This is a genomic window from Isoptericola sp. NPDC057559 (genome assembly GCF_042801555.1).
Lineage (GTDB): Bacteria > Actinomycetota > Actinomycetes > Actinomycetales > Cellulomonadaceae > Isoptericola.
Genome location: NZ_JBHVFQ010000002.1, coordinates 83,983 through 101,570 on the forward strand (window position 1 = coordinate 83,983; position 17,588 = coordinate 101,570).

Sequence of the window (17,588 nt, forward strand, 5' to 3'; positions counted from 1 at the left end):
CGGGAGGCTCAGCGGGCGGTGCTCGCGCGGGCCACGACGCGGGCCGGGACCACCACGTGCTGCACCGGCAGGTTGGCGCCGGGCGGCGTCGCGATCTGCCGCTCCAGCTCGCTCAGGGCGCGCTCGACCAGCGCCTCCTTGTCCGGGGACACGGAGGTGAGCGACGGCGTCGTGAACCGGGCGCCGCGCACGTCGTCGATACCGACCACGGCGACGTCCGCGGGCACGCGCCGCCCCGCCTCGTGAAGGGCGGGCAGCGCGCCGAAGGCGACCGAGTCGTTGGAGCAGACGATGCCGTCGAGCTCGACGCCCCGCTCCAGGAGGCCGCGCACGGCGCGCTGCCCCTCGGCGGGGGTGAACGCCTCGACCTGGGCCACGAGGTCCGGGTCGTCGGCGATGCCGACCGCGGCCACGGCCTCGCGGTAGCCGGCGTACCGGCGGTCCGCGGCGTCCGAGGGACGGGCGTCGCGGGGGCCGACGAACGCGACCCGCCGGCACCCGACGGACGCCAGGTGCTCCGTGGCGGCGTACGACGCGGCCCGGTTGTCGATCGTCACGTGCGTGAACGGGCTGACGAGGATGTGCTCGCCGAGCAGCACCAGCGGCCCGGGGGAGGTGCGCCGGGTCAGGTCGGCCACGGACAGCGCGCGCGGGATGTGGATGAGGCCGTCGGTCGGGGGCAGCCCGATGCCGTTGGCGACGTCCACCTCGCGCTCGTGGTCGCCCGCGGTCTGCTGGATGAGGATCGACAGCCCGCGCTCGTCGGCGCGCCGCACCAGCAGGGCCGTGAGCTCGGCGAAGTACGGCTCCTCGAGGTCCGGCACGGCGAGCGCCACGATGCCGGTGCGCTCCTTCCTGTGCACGGCGGTCAGCGTAGCCCGGGCCTGGGTCGTGGCGCCGCGCGCGGGGCGGGCGAGTCCGGCGTGCGGCACGGTCACTCCTGCACGCGCAGCGCGACCACGCGGGCCTGCGCTGCGCCGTTCGTGGCGCCGACGACGAGGCGTGCGGCGCGCAGCGGGCCGAGGTCGGCCGGCAGCGGGTGCACGCGCAGGCGCCACCGGTTGTCGGTCTCGGCGGCGACGGTCACCCACCGGTCCTCGGCGGGGACGCCGCCGGCGGGCAGCACCTCGAGGCGGTAGTCCTTGACGAGCGTCGGCATGGTCTCGTGGGGCGTGCGGTGGTGGTGCAGCGTGTTGAGCTCGACGTCGAGGTCGTCGTCGAACACGACCCGCACCTCGCGCGCCGTCACCGGCTCGTCCCAGTCGAGGCGCAGCCACTCGTCGCGGCCGGGCGCCATCGGCGACGAGGCCCACAGGTGCGGGCCGCCGTGGTTGCGGTGGTACCCGCTCGTGGCGCGCTCGGGGGCGAGGGCGCGGGTGTCGGGGCCGGCGCGGAACACGACGGAGCGGCCGCGCAGGGGCTTGGTGGGCCACTGCACCAGCAGCTCGTCGGAGCTGATCTGCACGTTCTGGTCGTCGTTGTCGACGCGGTGCACCAGCGTGAGCACGCCCGCGGGCAGCGGCGCGGTGGTGCGGACGGCGACGTCGGGGTTGGCGCGCAGCACGACGACGGCGTTCTGCGGCACGTCGGGCGTGAACGGTACGTGGGCGGTCACCCAGCGCTCGTCGCCGGCGGGCACCACCACGTCGGTCTTGGCCTCGAGGTGCGCGGGCACCACGTTCTGCGGCTTGCCGGTGGAGTACACCTCGACGGCGAGCGTGGTGTCGCGGCGGGCGGAGACGAGCAGCTCGACCGTGTCGAGGCGCGGGTCCACGGGGAGCACGATGCCGAGGTCGACGTCGAGGTCGTAGACGTCGTACGCGTCGTAGGGGTCGCCGTCGGCCGGCTCGACGACGGGCGCGGCCATCCGCGTCGTCGTGCTGGAGGCGGTGACGGCGGCGCGGCGCGCGTGGTCGTGCGGGTCGGCGTTCGCGATGCCGACGGCGGGCGCGTCCCAGCGCAGCAGCGTCTGGCGCAGCTCGTCGAGGTGGTCGGTGTAGACGCCGCGCGGGGTGATGCCGTGCTCCACGCACAGCGCCGCGGCGGTGCCGGCCGCCTGGCCCATCGCGCCGCAGGTGGCCATGACGCGCGCCGCGCCGAAGGCGATGTGGGTGGCCGAGACGTCGCGCCCGGCGAACAGCATGTTCTCCACGTTCACCGAGTACAGGGAGCGGTAGGGGATCTCGAAGACGCCCTCGGAGAACCGCTGCAGCGCACCCGCGCCTTCGGCGTACATGCCCTGGGCGGGGTGCAGGTCGATGGACCAGCCGCCGAACGCGACGCCGTCGTCGAAGACGGTCTGGTCGACGACGTCGCCCTGGTGCAGCGTGTAGTCGCCGACGAACCGGCGGTACTCGCGCTTGCCGGGCACGTTGCCGATCCACTCGAGGGTGAGGTTGTCGGCGTCGAACTTGCCGGAGTTCTTGATGTAGTCCCAGATGCCGAGGATGACGCCGCGCAGCTCGTCGCGGATGCGCTCGTTGTCGTCGACGATGTCGATCTCGCCGCCCCACTCGATCCACCAGTAGTGGGCGCCGGAGTCGCCGCTGCGGATGACGCGGTTCATGGGGATGGGCGTGGAGGTGATGTCGATCGCGGTCTCCGGCGCGACGTACTTCACCGGGTGGCCGAGGTCCTTGGTGTAGAAGAGCAGCGTGGAGCCGAGGAACTCGCGCACCGGCTCCGGCGGCGCCCACTCCTCGCCGAACTCGGCCTGGGACTCCTTGCCGAGCCGGTAGCGGGCGCCGGCCAGGGCGCCGACGAGCCCGTCGCCCGTGCAGTCGAGGAAGACCGGCGCGGTGAAGGTCGTGAGGATCTCCGAGCCCATCGTCCAGCCGGTGACGGACTCGATGCGGCGGGCGTCCTCGGGGCCGGTGGCGACGACGTCGCGCACGTCCGTGTTGAGGAACAGCCGGATGTTCGTCTCCCGGCGGACGGTGTCCAGCACGACGTCGTCCCAGTAGACGGGGTTGCCCTCGGGGTTGCGGTACTGGTTCTCGACGTACATCTCGCCGACGATCCCGGTCTCGCGGGCCCAGCGCTGGTTGCCGTGGGCGGTGGCGCCGCACACCCACACCCGCACCTCGGAGGAGGAGTTGCCGCCCAGCACCGGTCGGTTGTTGACCAGCACCACCTGGCGGCCCAGCCGCGCGGCGGCGACCGCCGCGCTGACGCCGGCGAGCCCCCCTCCGACGACGACGACGTCCGCCTCGACGGTCTGCGTACGCATGATCTCTCAGTCCTCAATCCGGTGGTTGTGCTGGTCGAACGTGGTGGTTCGGGTGGTGCGGGGGTGGGTGTGCGGCGCGGGTCGCGGCGTCAGCCGGCGGCCAGCACCTCGATCTCGAAGACGCGGGCCACGTCCGTCTCGGACGCCGACGGGTCGGTGACGACCAGGCGGGCCTGGTCGGCCGTCACGCCGGCGGCGGGGAGGGTGACGACCCCGACCGTGCTGCCGGTGACCGCGCCCACCTGCACCCAGCCGCCCGTGGTGTGCAGCTCGACGGAGAAGTCGCGCAGCACGGCCGAGGCGGGGTCGACGGCGGCGCGGTAGCCGCTGTGCACCCGGACCGACGCCACCGGGGCGGCGTCGTCCCAGGCGACGGTGAGGGTGGGCGTCGCGTCGTCCGCGGCGGAGATCCAGCGGCTGTCGTCGGTGAGCCGGCCGTCCACGGCCTTCTCCCCGCCCGTGTCGGCGCGCAGCGCCGACGACGCGGTGACGGTGCCGCCGAGCGCCAGGTTGCCGGTGGGCTCCGGGGTCCCCGGGTCGCCGCCGTCGTCGTCGCGGACCCCCGCGACGACGTCCGCGAGCGGGCTGCCGACCAGCGGACCGCCCGTGCGGGGCACGCGGGCGTGGAACAGCGTGCCCGACGTCGGGCCCGACTCGGCGGCGCTCACGTACAGGACGTCCGTGCCCGACGAGGGGCCGGTGCGGATCGTGCGCGCGGCGAGGCGCTGCTGGCCCACCTGCACGTCGCCGAGCCCGGCGAACTGCCAGGTCCCGCCGTCGAGCCCGCGCTCCGCGCGGACCACCTGCGTGCGGACCTGCCCGGCGACCGTGCCCTGCACGACCGCGTACGCGCGGGTGGTGCCCGCCGCGGACGTGGCGTCGAGCGCGGCCACGGTGTCGGTCCCGGCGCCCAGGTCGTCGGCGTCGACGACGGTCTCCCGCTGCCAGGCGGCGCCGTCCCACCGCGCGAAGCGCACGTCGAAGCGGTCCGGCGTGCCGTCGGCCTTCGCCGCGGCGTAGCGGTAGACGACGCCCGCGAGCGTGTCGCCGTGCACGGCCAGCTTGGCCGTCTGCACGGTGGGGCCGTCGGTCTGGAGCGACTCGCCGTCGGCGAACGGCTGGTAGACGACGGCGCCGCCCGCGGACGGGGCGATCGGCGTGCTCAGGGGGCTCCCCGCGGCGTCGTGCCACGAGTCGTCCTTCGGGTCGTAGACCGCGTACGAGCCGAGGTGCCGGTACGGGCCCGCGGCCCAGCGGTGCCACTCCCACATCACGTGCAGGCGGCCGTCCGTGCCGACCTCGAGGTCGTCCGGGTAGACCGACGCGCCCACGCCCGAGGCGAAGACCGCCACCCGGGACCACGTGCCCGTCGCCGTGTCGAAGCGGTACAGGCGCCCGTCGCGCACCGTGGCCTCGTCGCGCCCGCCGCGCACCATGACGTACGCGTCGCCGTCGGTGCCGCGCGCGGTGACCGGGTACGTCATCGGCACGCCCTGGTCGGGCAGGTCCGCGCTCGCGTCGACCAGCGACGTGATGTCGCCGGGCGTCGTGGAGCGGTAGTACTGCCACGGCACGTGGTGCATCGACACGAACGCGTGGATCGTGCCCTCGCCGTCCACGACGATCGACGGCTGGTCGTGCCCGCTGTCGTCGAGGAACGTCGCGCACGCCCCGTCGTCGGCGCGCAGGCAGCCGGCGGTCCACCCGCCGTCGGGACCCTGCGCGGCGATGTGCACCTCGTGGCGGGCCGGGTCCGCGGCGGGCGAGTCGAACGCCATGTAGGTCACGCCGTCGACCACGTCGAGCGGCGTCCACCAGCCCGCGTTGTTGGAGCGGTCCACCGGGAACGGCAGCTGCTCCACGGTCTCGGTGTGCTTGCCGGGGGTGGCCGGGGCCGCCAGGGCGGCCGCGGCGGGGACGGTGGCGGCGGCCACCGCGGCCGCCGCGAGGGCGGCCGCGGCGGTGCGCAGCCTCGGGGTGGGACGTCGTCGCATGGTTCCTCCTCGAACCGTGGTCGTGACTCCGGGATGGGTGGGGGCGAGCGGGGCGGGGGCGCGCAGGGGCGTCAGCCGACGAGCTTCTGCGCGGCCTCGCCGGCCTTCTGCATGGCCTTCTTCGGGTCGGTCTTGCCGACGAGCACGGCCTGCACCTGCTCGGCGATCACGGTCTCGATCTGCGAGTACGCGGTGAACGCCCAGAACGGGTTGGACGAGGCGGTCGCCGTGATGCGCTCGCTGAACAGCGACCCGAACGTGTCGGACGCGACGACGTCCGACTGCTGCGCCTCGGTGATCACGGGCGGCAGGCCGCGCACCTCGTAGTCCGCCAGCACGGTGTCCAGGTCGGACGTCGCGAACTGCGCGAAGTCGGCCGCGGTGGCCGCGCCCTCGCCGTCGACGACGGCGATCGCGCCGCCCCACACCAGGGCGCGGGGGGTGTCGCCGGCCTTGAGCACCGGGCGCGAGACGGGGTTGAGCTTGCTGCCGAGGTCCTTGTCGGGGGACTCCTCGGTGATCGCGTTGCGGCCGACGGGGGCGTCGTCCAGGATCGCGGCGCGGCCCTGCGCGAACAGCGAGCGGGCGTCGAAGCGGTCGACGTCGGCCGCGATGAGCTTCTGGTCGTACAGGCTCTTGTACCAGGTCACGGCCTCGACGGAGGCGTCGTCGCCGATGGTGACGGTGTCGCCGTCGACGAGCGGGCTGCCGAAGGTCTGCATCCAGATGAGGATGTCCTTGAGCTGGGCCGCCTTGGTGGACGCGGCGTAGGGGATGAGCCCGCCGCCGAGGCCCTTGAGGTCCTTGAGCGTCTTCTCGAACTCGTCGATCGTCGTCGGGAACGCGTCGTCGGCGACCCCGACCTTCTGCAGCAGCTCGGCGTTGGTGATGAGGCCGATGGCGCCGATCGTCCAGGGCAGGCCGTACTGCACGCCGTCGAACTGGGCGGCCGACAGCGCGGCGTCGGTGTACCCGCGGCCCTCCGTCAGCGCCGACAGGTCCTGCAGCTTGCCCATCGCGGCGAGCGAGCCGAGCCACGCGACGTCCACGTGGGCGGCGCCGGTGAACTGGCCGCCCTTCACCTGCAGGGTGAGCTGGTTGATGTACTCGTTGTAGGGGAACGAGACGTCCTTGACGGTGACGCCGGCCTTGTCCTGGTAGGCCTTGACGATCGCCTCGAGGGCGGGCGCCGCGGCCTCCTCGGTGAAGGACCAGGAGGAGAACGCGAAGTCGGTCTTGGCGCCGCCGGTGGCGGCGGCCGAGGCGGCGCCGCCGGCCGACGAGCCGGCGGACGGCGCGCACGCGGCGAGGGCGGCGGTGCCGGCGCCGAGACCGAGCAGCTGGAGCATGCGGCGGCGGGAGACGGCCGACTGCATCAGGGGGTTCGTGGACATGGGGATCCTCCGCATCGAGGGTCGTTCGGGGTGGGGAAGGGGATGGAGCTCGAGGGGGCCGGTCAGCCCTTGACGGCGCCGGCGGTGAGGCCGCCGACCAGGTACTTCTGCAGGGCGATGAACGCGATCGCGACGGGGAGCGACACGACGAGCGACGCCGCCATGAGCTCGGGCCACGCCGTGGAGGCCTCGCCGATGAAGGTGTTCACCAGGCCGGGCGGCAGGGTCTGCTTCTCCGGGCCCGCGAGGGTGAGAGCGAAGACGAAGTCGTTCCAGCCGCGGACGAAGGCGAACAGCCCGGCCGCGATCAGCCCGGGCGCCGCGAGCGGCAGCACGATCGAGTGGATGATCCGCAGGCGCGAGGCGCCGTCGACGCGGGCCGCCTCGATGAGCTCGTCCGGGATGGTGTCGAAGAAGCCCTTGAGCATCCACACGCAGAGCGGCAGCGTGAACGTGGTGAAGCTCAGCACCAGCGCGGTGTACGTGTTGAGCAGGTTGTACGCGCTGAAGACGCTGTAGAGGGTGACCAGCAGCAGCGCCTGCGGGAACATCTGCGACGCGAGCACCAGGTACATCAGCGAGCGGCGGCCGCGGTAGCGGAACTTGGAGAACGAGTACCCCATGTACGCCGAGACCAGCACCGACAGCAGCGCCGTGATCACCGAGACGATCACGCTGTTGCGCAGGTAGCCGAACAGCTGGTCGTTGGAGGCGAGCGACGCGAACGCGTCCAGGGTCGGCGCGGCCGGGAAGAACCGCGGCGGGTACGCGAAGACCTGGTCGCGCGGCGTGAGGGAGGTCGCCAGCAGCCAGTAGACGGGCAGGAGGCCGAAGCCGCCGCACACGACCACGGTGGCCCAGGCGGCGATCCGGACGCCGGGCCGCTCGGAGCGCAGGGCGCTGCGACGGCGGCGCCGCGGCGGGTGCGGTGCGGCGGCCGGGGCCGTCGCGGAGGAGGGCGGGGTGGGCGCGGCGGGGAGCTGCGTCGTCGCGCTCATCGCTCCTCTCCCTTCTCCGAGAAGCGGACGTACACGACGACGAGCGCCATGAGCAGGATCATCCACAGCAGGCCGAGCGCGCCGGCCCTGCCGAGGTCGAAGCCCTGGAAGGCGGTCTCGTACACCGCGGTGGCGAACGTCTGGGTGGCGCCCGCGGGGCCGCCGCCGGTGAGGACGTAGATGATGTCGAAGTGCTGGAAGTTCCAGATGAACTCCAGCAGCACCACGAGGCCGACGATGCCCTTGAGGTGCGGCAGCGTGATGGCGAAGAAGCGGCGGACCGTGCCGGCGCCGTCCATCTCGGCGGCCTCGTGCAGCTCGACCGGCACCGTCTGCAGGCCCGCGAGCAGCATGACCATCATCCAGGGGAACGACTGCCAGGTCTTCGCCAGCACGACGGCGCCCATGGCGGTGCCGGGCTGGGCCAGCCAGGCCTGCGGGTCGTCGATCAGGCCGATCGACTGCAGCAGCGCGTTCATCACGCCGTAGTTGGCGTTGAAGATCCACATCCACAGGAACGACACGACGACGCCGGGCACAAGCCAGGGGATGAGCATGAGGCCGCGCAGCACCTTGGCCCCGCGGATCTTGGTGTTCAGCGCCAGCGCGAGGGCGAACCCGATGACGAACGGCAGGATCGTCGTGCCGAGCGTGAAGACCAGCGTCTGGCGCAGCAGGCGCAGGAAGTCGCCCTGCAGCACGTCGACGATGTTCTGCAGCCCGACGAACGTCCGTCCGGGCAGCACGAGGCTCTGCTCGAAGAAGGCCGTGACGAGCGCCGCGACCAGCGGGTACAGCACGACGCCCGCGAGCAGGGCGACGCCCGGCAGCAGCAGCAGGACGGCGAACTGCCCGTCGCTGAGCCGACGCGGTGGCGTCTGTGACTTTCTGTGTTCAATAGTGTGAGTGTGTGAACTCGACATGTCCACGTCCCTGTGGGTCAACCTCGGCAACGAGGGTGATGATCTGGTGTCCGCGACACACTCTGGCGGAACTTGGCCGATCTGGTCAAACCCCTGCGGTTGCGGTGCGATAACGAAACGACCTCAAAGATCACAAGAACAAACACAACGGTTCACGAACCGCACACGACGAAGGCCGCCGAGCCCGACGGGGAGTCGGGCTCGGCGGCCTCGTGGAGGAAGGGGGCGGGTGGTGGGCCCGCCGGCCTGCAGGTCTCAGCGCGGTCGCAGGGGCGGCACGGTCCAGGTGCCGTCGAGGACCTCGGGGCGCGGGCGGTAGAGGCGCACCAGGTAGTTCCAGCCCTCGGGGACGGGGACCGTGTTCGGCTCGTCGCCGACGTCGCCCTCCGCGGCGAACCGTACGGTGACCCCGCCGTCGGCGTCCGGCACGGCGGTGACGCTGTTGACGCTGTAGCGGTCCAGCGCGTTGGGCGCGAAGAAGCCGCGGGCGTCGTAGACGCTGACGGACCAGAAGGCGTCCACCGGGACGTCCTTCATCGTCAGCGCGAACCGACCCGGCGGGAGCTGGGGGTCGACGCCGACGTACGACGCCTCCGAGGAGGGCAGCCCGCCCCAGCCTGCCGCCGTCCCGATGAGGTGGTGCACGGGCCGGACCTCCGCGCGCGTGCCGAACATGTGGTCGAAGCCGCGCAGGCCCGAGGCGAGCGACAGGAGCGCGGTGCGGGTCGCGTCCAGGCTGGCGACGTCGTAGTCGGGGGAGACGAACGGCTCGGCCGACGCCGCCGTGAGAGACACGGCGTCCTGCACGGCGGCGACCGCGTCGAGGTCGGCGGGGTCGTCGGGGTCCACCAGCGTCCGCACCGCGACGAGCGCGTACCGGGTCCCGACCGTGGCGGCGTCGAGCGCGTGCTCGCCGGGGTCGTGCAGGATCGTGCTCACCAGGTGGTCGTTGTCCACGACCATCGCGGACAGGTACCGGTCCCCGGCGTCGGGAAGGTCGAGGGTCGCGCCACCGGCGAGGTCGACCACCGCGAAGCTGTACAGCGTGTCGCGGTTCAGCCGGATCACGGTCTGCGCGTCGACGGAGGCCGGCGCGCGGTTGTGCCGGAACCGGTTGACACCTCCGGAGTCGCGCTGCAGGTCCGCGAACATGCGGTCGGTCTCGGCGCGGACGAAGGAGTCGACGTCGACGTGCTGGCCCATGGCACTCCCTGGGGTCGGGCCCGCAGGGTGCGGGCGGCGGCAGGGGAAGCGAAGCACGGGCCGCGCGACCGGGCGAGCCGAACGGGCGTCCTCGGCCCGCCCGTGTCAGTCCACGGCCTCCACGAGCAGCACCAGCGACGACCCGGGTGCGGATTCGGGCGTCTGCAGGCCGGCGACGGCGAGCGCGCGGCCGGTGAGAACCGTGCCGCGGGGCACGTCGTCGGGCCGCGCGGCCTGGGGCTGGGCGGTGACGCCGTCGGACGCCGTCGCGCCGTCCGCGGAGGGCAGGCCGAACCACGGCGGCACCGACCAGAGGCTGAAGGCCTCGCGGCTCAGCGGCAGGGGCGTGACGCGGTAGCGGCGCTCGGGGTCCAGGCCGCGCAGCGTGAAGCGGCCGGGCGGCGCGGACGCCGGGCGGACGAGGGTCGCGAGCTGGAACAGGGCGCGGGAGCGGTCGGCCGCGACGACGCCCCACACCTGCGGGTCGTCCGGGCCGGGGGAGTCCTGGCGGACGAGGGTGCCGGTGTGCAGCAGCCCGCGCTCGGCCTTGTAGAGCTCGACCCAGCCGGCCAGGTCGGCGAGCTGCTCGGGCGTCGAGCGCGTGAGGTCCCACTCGATCCCGAAGTGGCCGAACAGGGCCGTCGCCGCGCGGAAGGCGAGGGTGTGCGCGCGGTGGGTCTGGTGGCTGACGTCCGCCGCGACGTGCGCCCCCAGGTACTCCAGCGGCAGCAGCTGCGCCGTCCACGGCTGCATCTGCTGCCGCTCCAGCGGGTCGGTGCAGTCCGACACCCAGACGCGCTGCGTGTGCTCGGCGACGCCCAGGTCGACGCGGCCGCCGCCCGACGAGCAGGACTCGATCTCCAGCCCCGGGTGCCGCCGCCGCAGCTCGGCCATGATCCCGTAGGCGGCGAGCGTCTGGGCGTGCACGACCGGCCGCCCGTCCCGCCCGGAGCCCGGGTCGACGAGGTCGCGGTTGTGGTCCCACTTCACGTAGTCGACGCCGTGCTCGCCGATGACGGAGCTCATCCGGTCCAGCACGAAGGCGGCGGCGTCCGGGTTCGACAGGTCGAGCACGTGCTGGTGCCGCGACGGCACCGGGACGCGGCCGCCGGCGCCCATGACCCACTCCGGGTGGGCGCGCGCGAGGTCGCTGTCGAGGTTGACCATCTCCGGCTCGAACCACAGCCCGAACTCCATGCCGAGGCCGTGCACGTGGTCGGCGACCGGGCCCAGCCCGTCCGGCCACACCTCCTCGTCGACGTACCAGTCGCCCAGGCCGCGGGTGTCGTCGCGGCGTCCGCGGAACCAGCCGTCGTCGAGCACGTACCGCTCCACACCGAGCTCCGCCGCGGCGTCGGCCAGCGCGGTGAGCCGCTCGAGGTCGTGGTCGAAGTACACGGCCTCCCACACGTTGAGCGTCACGGGCCGCGGGGTGCGCGGGTGCGCGGTGCGGCGGCGCAGCATCCGGTGCAGCCGCGCGGCCTGCGCGTCCAGGCCGTGGCCGTGCACGCCGTACACCCACGGGGTCTCGTACTCCTCGCCCGCCGCGAGCGTCACCTCGCCGGGCAGCAGCAGCTCCCCGCCGCCCAGCACGTGGTCGCCGGTGGGCAGCCGCTCCGCCCAGTGCCGGTGGTTGCCCGACCAGCCCACGTGCAGGCCCCACACCTCGCCGTGCCCGAAGCCGAACCCCGGCACGCCCGCGGTCAGCACGGTGGCCGCGTCGAAGCCCGTGCGGCCGCGGCGGCCCTCGCGCAGGTGCGTCCCCACCGTGAGGTCGTGCCGCTGCGGCACGCGCTCCTTGCCCCACCGGCCGGTGAGGTCGAGCACCTCGCGCGCCCGCGGCGGCACGGGCAGGACGACGGCGAGCTCGTGCAGCCGGTACGGGGCGCCGTCGTTGCGCAGCGTGGCGCGGGCACGGAGCACGCCGTCGGGCGTGAGCTCGACGTCGAGGACGAGCGCGAGCCGCGCGGTCGCGTCGGTCGCCTCGACCCGCAGCGCCCCCGCTCCGCCTTCCGTGAGGCCGCCGGCCAGCGTCGCGCCGCACAGCGTCGCGACCGTCGTCGTGAAGCGCGGCGACCAGGCGTCGCCCTCGCGCTCGCCCACGATCCCCGGGCGGCCGAGCCAGCCCGTGCGGGGCTCCGGCACGAGCGCCAGCCGCGTCGGCTCGTCCGGCCCGCTGTTCACCAGCGGGGCCGTCGCGGCCAGGACGACCGCGGCCGCGTCGTCGGCGCCCAGCGGGCCGAGGTCGTCGCCCCAGTGGACGACGGCGGGCAGCTCGCCGCCACGGGCGTCGATCAGCACGCTGACGCCGTCCGCGCGCAGGTGGACGAGGGCGTCGACGGCGGGCAGGACGGGGTCGGCGGTGACGGTCACGGCCAGAGCCTGCCACCTCCGGGCCGTGGGATCGGTCAACCGTGCGAGATCGGTCAGGATCACGACCGATCCCGCGCCTGCGGACCGGACTCGCTCCGCCGGACCGGTCAGGCGGCGGCGCGCCGCACCACCCGCAGCCGCCAGCCCACGGCGGCCGCGAGCAGCGCTACGGCGAGCCAGGCGAGCCCGTGCAGGAGCGCGTCGTGCGCCTTGGTGAGGATGTCGAGGGCGTAGACGGCGTCGCCGGGGCCGTCGAACATCGTCGAGACGTACCAGCGGTTGCCCCAGCGGAACGTGTCGGCGACCGCGAGGCACGCCGCCACGACGGCCACCGCCCGGAAGAGCCCACGACCTCGGCGACTGCGCACGGCGCCCACCCTAGGGCCGCGGGGCTCGGCGGTCAGGGCTCCGGGACCGCCGCGACCGCCTCGACCTCCACGAGCGCGCCGGGCCGGGCGGGGGCGACGGCGAGGACCGTCACGGCGGTGCGCGCCTGCCAGACCCGGCCGGACGCGGCGTAGGCCTCGTTCGGGTCGATCGTGGGATCGAGGTAGATCGTCAGCTTCGCGACGTGCTCCACGTCGGTGCCCGCCTCGGTGAGCACGGCGATCACGTTGTGCAGCGCCTGCTCGGTCTGGGGGCCGAGGCCGCCGTCCACGAGGGCGCCGTCCGGGCCGGTGCCGTTCTGCCCGCCCACGTACAGCGTGCGCCCGGCGGGCAGGATCATGCCCCACGCGAACGCGGGGTTCTGGTGCAGCTCGGGCGGGTTGACGGGCGTCGGCGTCGACTGCGCGGCCATGGAGCGTCCCTTCGTCGAGGTGTCCATCGATCCTCGCGCGCGCCACCGACACCTGCGCGACGTCGTACGTCAAGGTGGGGGCGGACCGCCGCGCGCGGGCCGCATGACGTGCTCGGTACCGGCCGTCGTTCCCAGGACACAAGGAGGCTGGAGTGACGCTCGCGTTGGGGCTCGTCGTCGGGCTGACGTTCGGCGCGGCGTCGGCATCCGCCGGTCGGCTCCGGGGGACGGTGCTCGCCTGCGTCCCCGTCGCGGCATGGTTCGTGTGGTTGGCCCTCAGTGCTTCGAGCGGGCTCTCTGCCACCGAGACGCAAGGGCTCGGGCTCGGTCTCACCGGCGTCGTCGTCGGCCTCGGCGCGGGGCAGGCGACGCAGGCCGTGACGAAGCACCGGGGCGGGGCGGCCGGAGCGGGCCCCGACGCGGGACGATGACGTCGTCGGTCTCCGGGTCCGGGGCACCGTCCACCGGTTGCGGCGCGGCCGTGCCCGGGGAGACTCGCTGACCATGGACAACTGGGACTACGACCAGCTCGCGGACGACTACGGCTGGCTGTTCGGCACGGCCGCGCTCGTCGTCTACCTCGCGATCGCCGTGCTCTTCCTCGTCGCGTACATCCGGATCATCCAGAAGGCGGGCTACTCCGGCTGGTGGGTGCTCGTGGGCATCGTGCCGATCCTCAACGTGGTGATGTTCCTCGTCTTCGCGTTCGCGCGCTGGCCGGTGCTGCGGGAGCGGGACGCGCTGCGGGTGGGCCAGGCGTACCCGCGCTGACCTGCGGGGGCGGCGGCGGGCCCGGACGGCTTTGGAGGAACCCTCCAAAATGGGCGGGGGGACATTGGTAGCGCCGCTGGGGGGTGCGCCCCATGGACGGCAACCTACGCTGGCGTAGGCTACGAAGGCGTAGGTTCCGGTGGGTCCACCGCCGGAACCTCGTCCGTGCCGGAGCAGCCCGCCCCGCCCGGGGCCGCCAGCGAAGGAGAACGCGTGCCGCAGCCCACCACCGGCGAGCCCGACGTCGTGCCCGCCGACGTCCATCCCCTCGTCCAGCTCGTCTCGCCCACCGGCGAGCGTGTCGTCGAACCCGACAACGCGACCTACCGCTCGCGTGTCGACCACCTCACCTCCGAGGATCTGCGCGCCCTGTACCGCGACATGGTGCTGACGCGACGGTTCGACGACGAGGCCACGGCCCTGCAGCGCCAGGGCGAGCTCGCGCTGTACGCGCAGGGCCGTGGCCAGGAGGCAGCCCAGGTCGGGTCGGCGTACGCCCTGTCGCCGCAGGACTACGTGTTCCCCTCGTACCGGGAGCACGGGGTGCTGCAGGCGCGCGGCGTCGACCCGGTCGACCGCCTCCGCCTGTACCGCGGCGAGGACCACGGCGGCTGGGACCCGAACGAGCACAACGTGCACCTGTACACGCTCGTCATCGGCTCCCACGTGCTGCACGCCACCGGCTACGCCATGGGCGTGCAGCGCGACGGCGCGGTCGGCACCGGCGACGCGGCGCGCGACGCCGCCGTCGTCACCTACTTCGGCGACGGCGCCACCAGCCAGGGCGACGTGAGCGAGGCGCTCGTGTTCGCGGCCGTGAACAACGCGCCCGTCGTGTTCTTCCTGCAGAACAACCAGTGGGCGATCTCCGAGCCGACGTCGCGCCAGACGCGCTCGCCCCTGTACCAGCGCGGCGAGGGCTTCGGCATCCCCAGCGTCCGGGTGGACGGCAACGACGTGCTCGCCTGCTACGCCGTGACGGCGGAGGCGATCGAGCGCGCCCACTCCGGCGGCGGTCCGACGTTCGTCGAGGCGTACACGTACCGGATGGGCGCGCACACCACCTCCGACGACCCGACCCGGTACCGGTCCCGCGCCGAGGAGGACTACTGGGCCCGCCGCGACCCGATCGACCGCCTCGCCGCGCTGCTGCGCGCCGAGGACGCCTGGGACGACGACTGGGCGGCCGGCATCGACCGCGAGGCCGACGCGCTCGGCGAGCGGCTGCGCACGGAGGTCCGCGAGCTGGGCGCCCCGCCCACCGCGACGATGTTCGAGCACGTGTACGCCACCGAGCACGCGCAGGTCACCGCCGAGCGGGCGTGGTTCGAGCAGTACGAGAACGAGACGAGCGAGACGACGGGGGCCACCCGATGAGCGAGACCCTCACCTTCGCCCGCGCCATCACGGAGGGCCTGCGTTCCGCGCTCGAGTCCGACCCGAAGGTCCTCGTCATGGGCGAGGACGTGGGCCGCAACGGCGGCGTCTTCCGCGTCACCGACGGCCTGCAGAAGGACTTCGGCGAGGACCGCGTGGTGGACACGCCGCTGGCGGAGTCCGGCATCGTCGGCACCGCGATCGGCATGGCGCTGCGCGGCTACCGGCCCGTGTGCGAGATCCAGTTCGACGGCTTCGTCTTCCCGGCCTACGACCAGATCACGACGCAGCTGGCCAAGATGCACTACCGGTCGCGCGGCCGGCTGCAGGTGCCCGTCGTCATCCGCATCCCCTACGGCGGCGGCATCGGCGCGGTGGAGCACCACTCGGAGAGCCCGGAGGCGCTGTTCGCGCACACGCCCGGCCTGCGCGTCGTGTCGCCGTCCACCCCGCAGGACGCCCACGACATGATCCGCGCCGCCGTCGCGTCGCCCGACCCGGTGCTCTTCTTCGAGCCCAAGGGCCGCTACTGGTCCAAGGGCGAGGTCACCACCAGCCCCTACCCGACGGCGCACGCCGCGGGGGCCGCGGACGTGCTCAACCGGGCGCACGTCGCCCGGCCGGGCACCGACGTCACGCTGGTCGCGTACGGGCCGACCGTCGCGACGGCGCTCAAGGCCGCCGACACCCTGGCGGCCGAGGGCACCAGCGCCGAGGTCGTCGACCTGCGCTCGATCTCGCCGCTCGACGTCACCGCCGTCGCCGAGTCCGTGCGCCGCACCGGACGCTGCGTCGTGGTGCACGAGGCCCCCACGTTCCTCGGCTCGGGCGCCGAGGTCGCGGCCCGCGTCAGCGAGGAGTGCTTCTACTCGCTGGAGGCCCCCGTCCTGCGGGTGGGCGGCTTCCACGCGCCGTACCCGGTCGCGAAGCTCGAGCACGAGTACCTGCCGAGCGTCGACCGCGTCGTGGACGCCGTCGACCGCGTCCTGGCCCACTGAGAGCAAGGCTGAGGAGAACGATGACGACCCAGCGCTTCCCGCTGCCCGACGTCGGCGAGGGCCTCACCGAGGCCGAGATCGTCGAGTGGCGCGTCGCCGTCGGCGACACCGTCACCGTCAACCAGGTGATCGTGGAGATCGAGAGCGCCAAGTCGCTCGTCGAGCTGCCGTCGCCGTGGGCCGGCACCGTCACGGCGCTGCTCGCGGAGGAGGGCACGACGGTCGACGTCGGCACGGCGATCATCGAGATCACCACCGACGCGCCGGCCGGTGCACCGTCGGGCGGCGCGCCCGAAGCGCCTGCGGCGGCCGCCGGCGAGGCGTCGGGGGAGGGCTCCGGTTCCGTGCTCGTCGGGTACGGCACCGGCGACGGCGCGGGCGGTGGCCGACGTCGGCGCCGCGGTGCCGCCCCGGCCGCCGAGGTCGAGGCGAAGCGCCCGACGTCGAGGTCCGGGACCTCGACCTCGAGCGCTCGCCCCGACGTCGACGCACCGGCACCGGCACCGGACCCCGCTCAGGCTCCGGCTCCGGCGCCCGCCCCGGCCGGGCCGGCGATCGAGAAGCCGATGGCGAGCGTGCCCGCGTCGTCCGCCGCGGGCGCGCAGAGCGCCCGCGTGCTGGCCAAGCCGCCGGTGCGCAAGCTCGCCAAGGACCTCGGCGTCGACCTCGCCTCCGTGCACCCCACGGGCCCGGGCGGGATCGTCACGCGGGAGGACGTCGTCGCGCACGCCGAGGGCGCCGCGCCGAAGGCCCTGGCCACCTACCCGGACGACGACCGGCCCTGGCTCGCGTCCGGCACGGTCAGCGGCGACGGCCGGCAGACGCGCGTCCCGGTGAAGTCGGTGCGCAAGCGCACGGCCGAGGCGATGGTGGCCAGCGCGTTCACCGCCCCGCACGTCACCGTCTTCCAGACCGTCGACGTCACCAAGACGATGAAGCTCGTCGCCTCGCTCAAGGAGGACCGCGACTTCGCCGACGTGCGCGTCACGCCGCTGCTCGTCGCGGCCAAGGCCGTGCTGCTCGCCGTGAACCGGCACCCGCAGATCAACGCGAGCTGGGACGAGGCGTCGCAGGAGATCGTCTACAAGCACTACGTGAACCTGGGGATCGCGGCCGCGACGCCGCGCGGGCTCGTCGTGCCGAACATCAAGGACGCCCACACCCTCGACCTGCTCGGCCTCGCGAAGGCGATCGCCACGCTGACGTCGACCGCCCGCGCGGGGCGCACGCAGCCGGCGGACATGGCGGACGGCTCGATCACGATCACCAACGTCGGCATCTTCGGGACGGACACCGGCACCCCGATCCTCAACCCGGGGGAGGCCGGCATCCTCGCGTTCGGCGCGATCCGGAAGCAGCCGTGGGTGCACAAGGGCAAGATCAAGGCCCGCTGGGTCACCCAGCTCGCCCTGTCCGTCGACCACCGGCTCGTGGACGGCGAGCTCGCCGCCCGCTACCTGGCCGACGTCGCGAAGGTGCTCGAGGACCCGGCCCGCGGGCTCGTCTGGGGCTGAGGGGTCCCGGACCAC

At 73.8% G+C, this 17,588-nt stretch carries 15 protein-coding genes; 5 read left to right on the top strand and 10 right to left on the bottom strand.

Going from position 1 to position 17,588, the window contains the following annotated elements:
• Window positions 1-8: 8 nt before the first annotated feature.
• From ACFU5J_RS03345 to ACFU5J_RS03390, 10 genes are all read right to left on the bottom strand, one after another.
• Entirely contained in the window at window positions 9-863 is an 855-nt protein-coding gene (locus ACFU5J_RS03345) for a LacI family DNA-binding transcriptional regulator (protein ID WP_430577820.1), read from the bottom strand.
• A 71-nt stretch (window positions 864-934) separates the two neighbouring features.
• Window positions 935-3,229 (bottom strand): FAD-dependent oxidoreductase, encoded by a 2,295-nt coding sequence (locus ACFU5J_RS03350; RefSeq protein WP_430577821.1) that lies wholly within the window; start codon window positions 3,227-3,229, stop codon window positions 935-937.
• Between the two features lie 89 nt (window positions 3,230-3,318).
• The gene (locus ACFU5J_RS03355; protein ID WP_430577822.1) at window positions 3,319-5,223 is read right to left on the bottom strand and encodes a BNR-4 repeat-containing protein; all 1,905 of its coding nucleotides are present in this window, start codon (window positions 5,221-5,223) and stop codon (window positions 3,319-3,321) included.
• A gap of 71 nt (window positions 5,224-5,294) precedes the next feature.
• On the bottom strand, window positions 5,295-6,617 hold the full coding sequence (locus ACFU5J_RS03360; RefSeq protein ID WP_430577823.1) for an extracellular solute-binding protein: 1,323 nt from the start codon (window positions 6,615-6,617) through the stop codon (window positions 5,295-5,297).
• Between the two features lie 62 nt (window positions 6,618-6,679).
• Entirely contained in the window at window positions 6,680-7,615 is a 936-nt protein-coding gene (locus ACFU5J_RS03365; RefSeq protein WP_430577824.1) for a carbohydrate ABC transporter permease, read from the bottom strand.
• Window positions 7,612-8,538 (bottom strand): carbohydrate ABC transporter permease, encoded by a 927-nt coding sequence (locus tag ACFU5J_RS03370; RefSeq protein WP_430577825.1) that lies wholly within the window; start codon window positions 8,536-8,538, stop codon window positions 7,612-7,614. The genes ACFU5J_RS03365 and ACFU5J_RS03370 overlap by 4 nt, the downstream gene beginning before the upstream one ends.
• Window positions 8,539-8,793: 255 nt before the next feature.
• Window positions 8,794-9,741, bottom strand: a complete 948-nt coding sequence (locus ACFU5J_RS03375; RefSeq protein WP_430577826.1) for a DUF1214 domain-containing protein — start codon at window positions 9,739-9,741, stop codon at window positions 8,794-8,796.
• A gap of 105 nt (window positions 9,742-9,846) precedes the next feature.
• Window positions 9,847-12,114: an alpha-galactosidase gene (locus ACFU5J_RS03380; protein WP_430577827.1), complete on the bottom strand. Its 2,268-nt coding sequence runs from the start codon at window positions 12,112-12,114 to the stop codon at window positions 9,847-9,849.
• Between the two features lie 107 nt (window positions 12,115-12,221).
• Window positions 12,222-12,482: a hypothetical protein gene (locus ACFU5J_RS03385; protein WP_430577828.1), complete on the bottom strand. Its 261-nt coding sequence runs from the start codon at window positions 12,480-12,482 to the stop codon at window positions 12,222-12,224.
• Between the two features lie 32 nt (window positions 12,483-12,514).
• Window positions 12,515-12,913 carry a RidA family protein gene (locus tag ACFU5J_RS03390; protein WP_430577829.1) on the bottom strand — a complete coding sequence of 133 codons (399 nt, stop codon included), beginning with the start codon at window positions 12,911-12,913 and terminating at the stop codon, window positions 12,515-12,517.
• Between the two features lie 152 nt (window positions 12,914-13,065).
• Here ACFU5J_RS03390 and ACFU5J_RS03395 point away from each other — a divergent pair, with 152 nt between their 5' ends.
• The 5 genes from ACFU5J_RS03395 to ACFU5J_RS03415 all read left to right on the top strand — a co-directional run bounded on the left by ACFU5J_RS03395 (window position 13,066) and on the right by ACFU5J_RS03415 (window position 17,573).
• On the top strand, window positions 13,066-13,344 hold the full coding sequence (locus tag ACFU5J_RS03395; protein ID WP_430577830.1) for a hypothetical protein: 279 nt from the start codon (window positions 13,066-13,068) through the stop codon (window positions 13,342-13,344).
• 73 nt (window positions 13,345-13,417) lie between these two features.
• The gene (locus ACFU5J_RS03400; RefSeq protein ID WP_430573989.1) at window positions 13,418-13,684 is read left to right on the top strand and encodes a hypothetical protein; all 267 of its coding nucleotides are present in this window, start codon (window positions 13,418-13,420) and stop codon (window positions 13,682-13,684) included.
• Between the two features lie 213 nt (window positions 13,685-13,897).
• Window positions 13,898-15,061 carry a pyruvate dehydrogenase (acetyl-transferring) E1 component subunit alpha gene (gene pdhA, locus ACFU5J_RS03405; protein WP_430573990.1) on the top strand — a complete coding sequence of 388 codons (1,164 nt, stop codon included), beginning with the start codon at window positions 13,898-13,900 and terminating at the stop codon, window positions 15,059-15,061.
• Window positions 15,058-16,059 (top strand): alpha-ketoacid dehydrogenase subunit beta, encoded by a 1,002-nt coding sequence (locus tag ACFU5J_RS03410; RefSeq protein WP_430577831.1) that lies wholly within the window; start codon window positions 15,058-15,060, stop codon window positions 16,057-16,059. The genes pdhA and ACFU5J_RS03410 overlap by 4 nt, the downstream gene beginning before the upstream one ends.
• 20 nt (window positions 16,060-16,079) lie before the next feature.
• Window positions 16,080-17,573, top strand: a complete 1,494-nt coding sequence (locus ACFU5J_RS03415; RefSeq protein ID WP_430577832.1) for a dihydrolipoamide acetyltransferase family protein — start codon at window positions 16,080-16,082, stop codon at window positions 17,571-17,573.
• Window positions 17,574-17,588 lie beyond the last annotated feature (15 nt).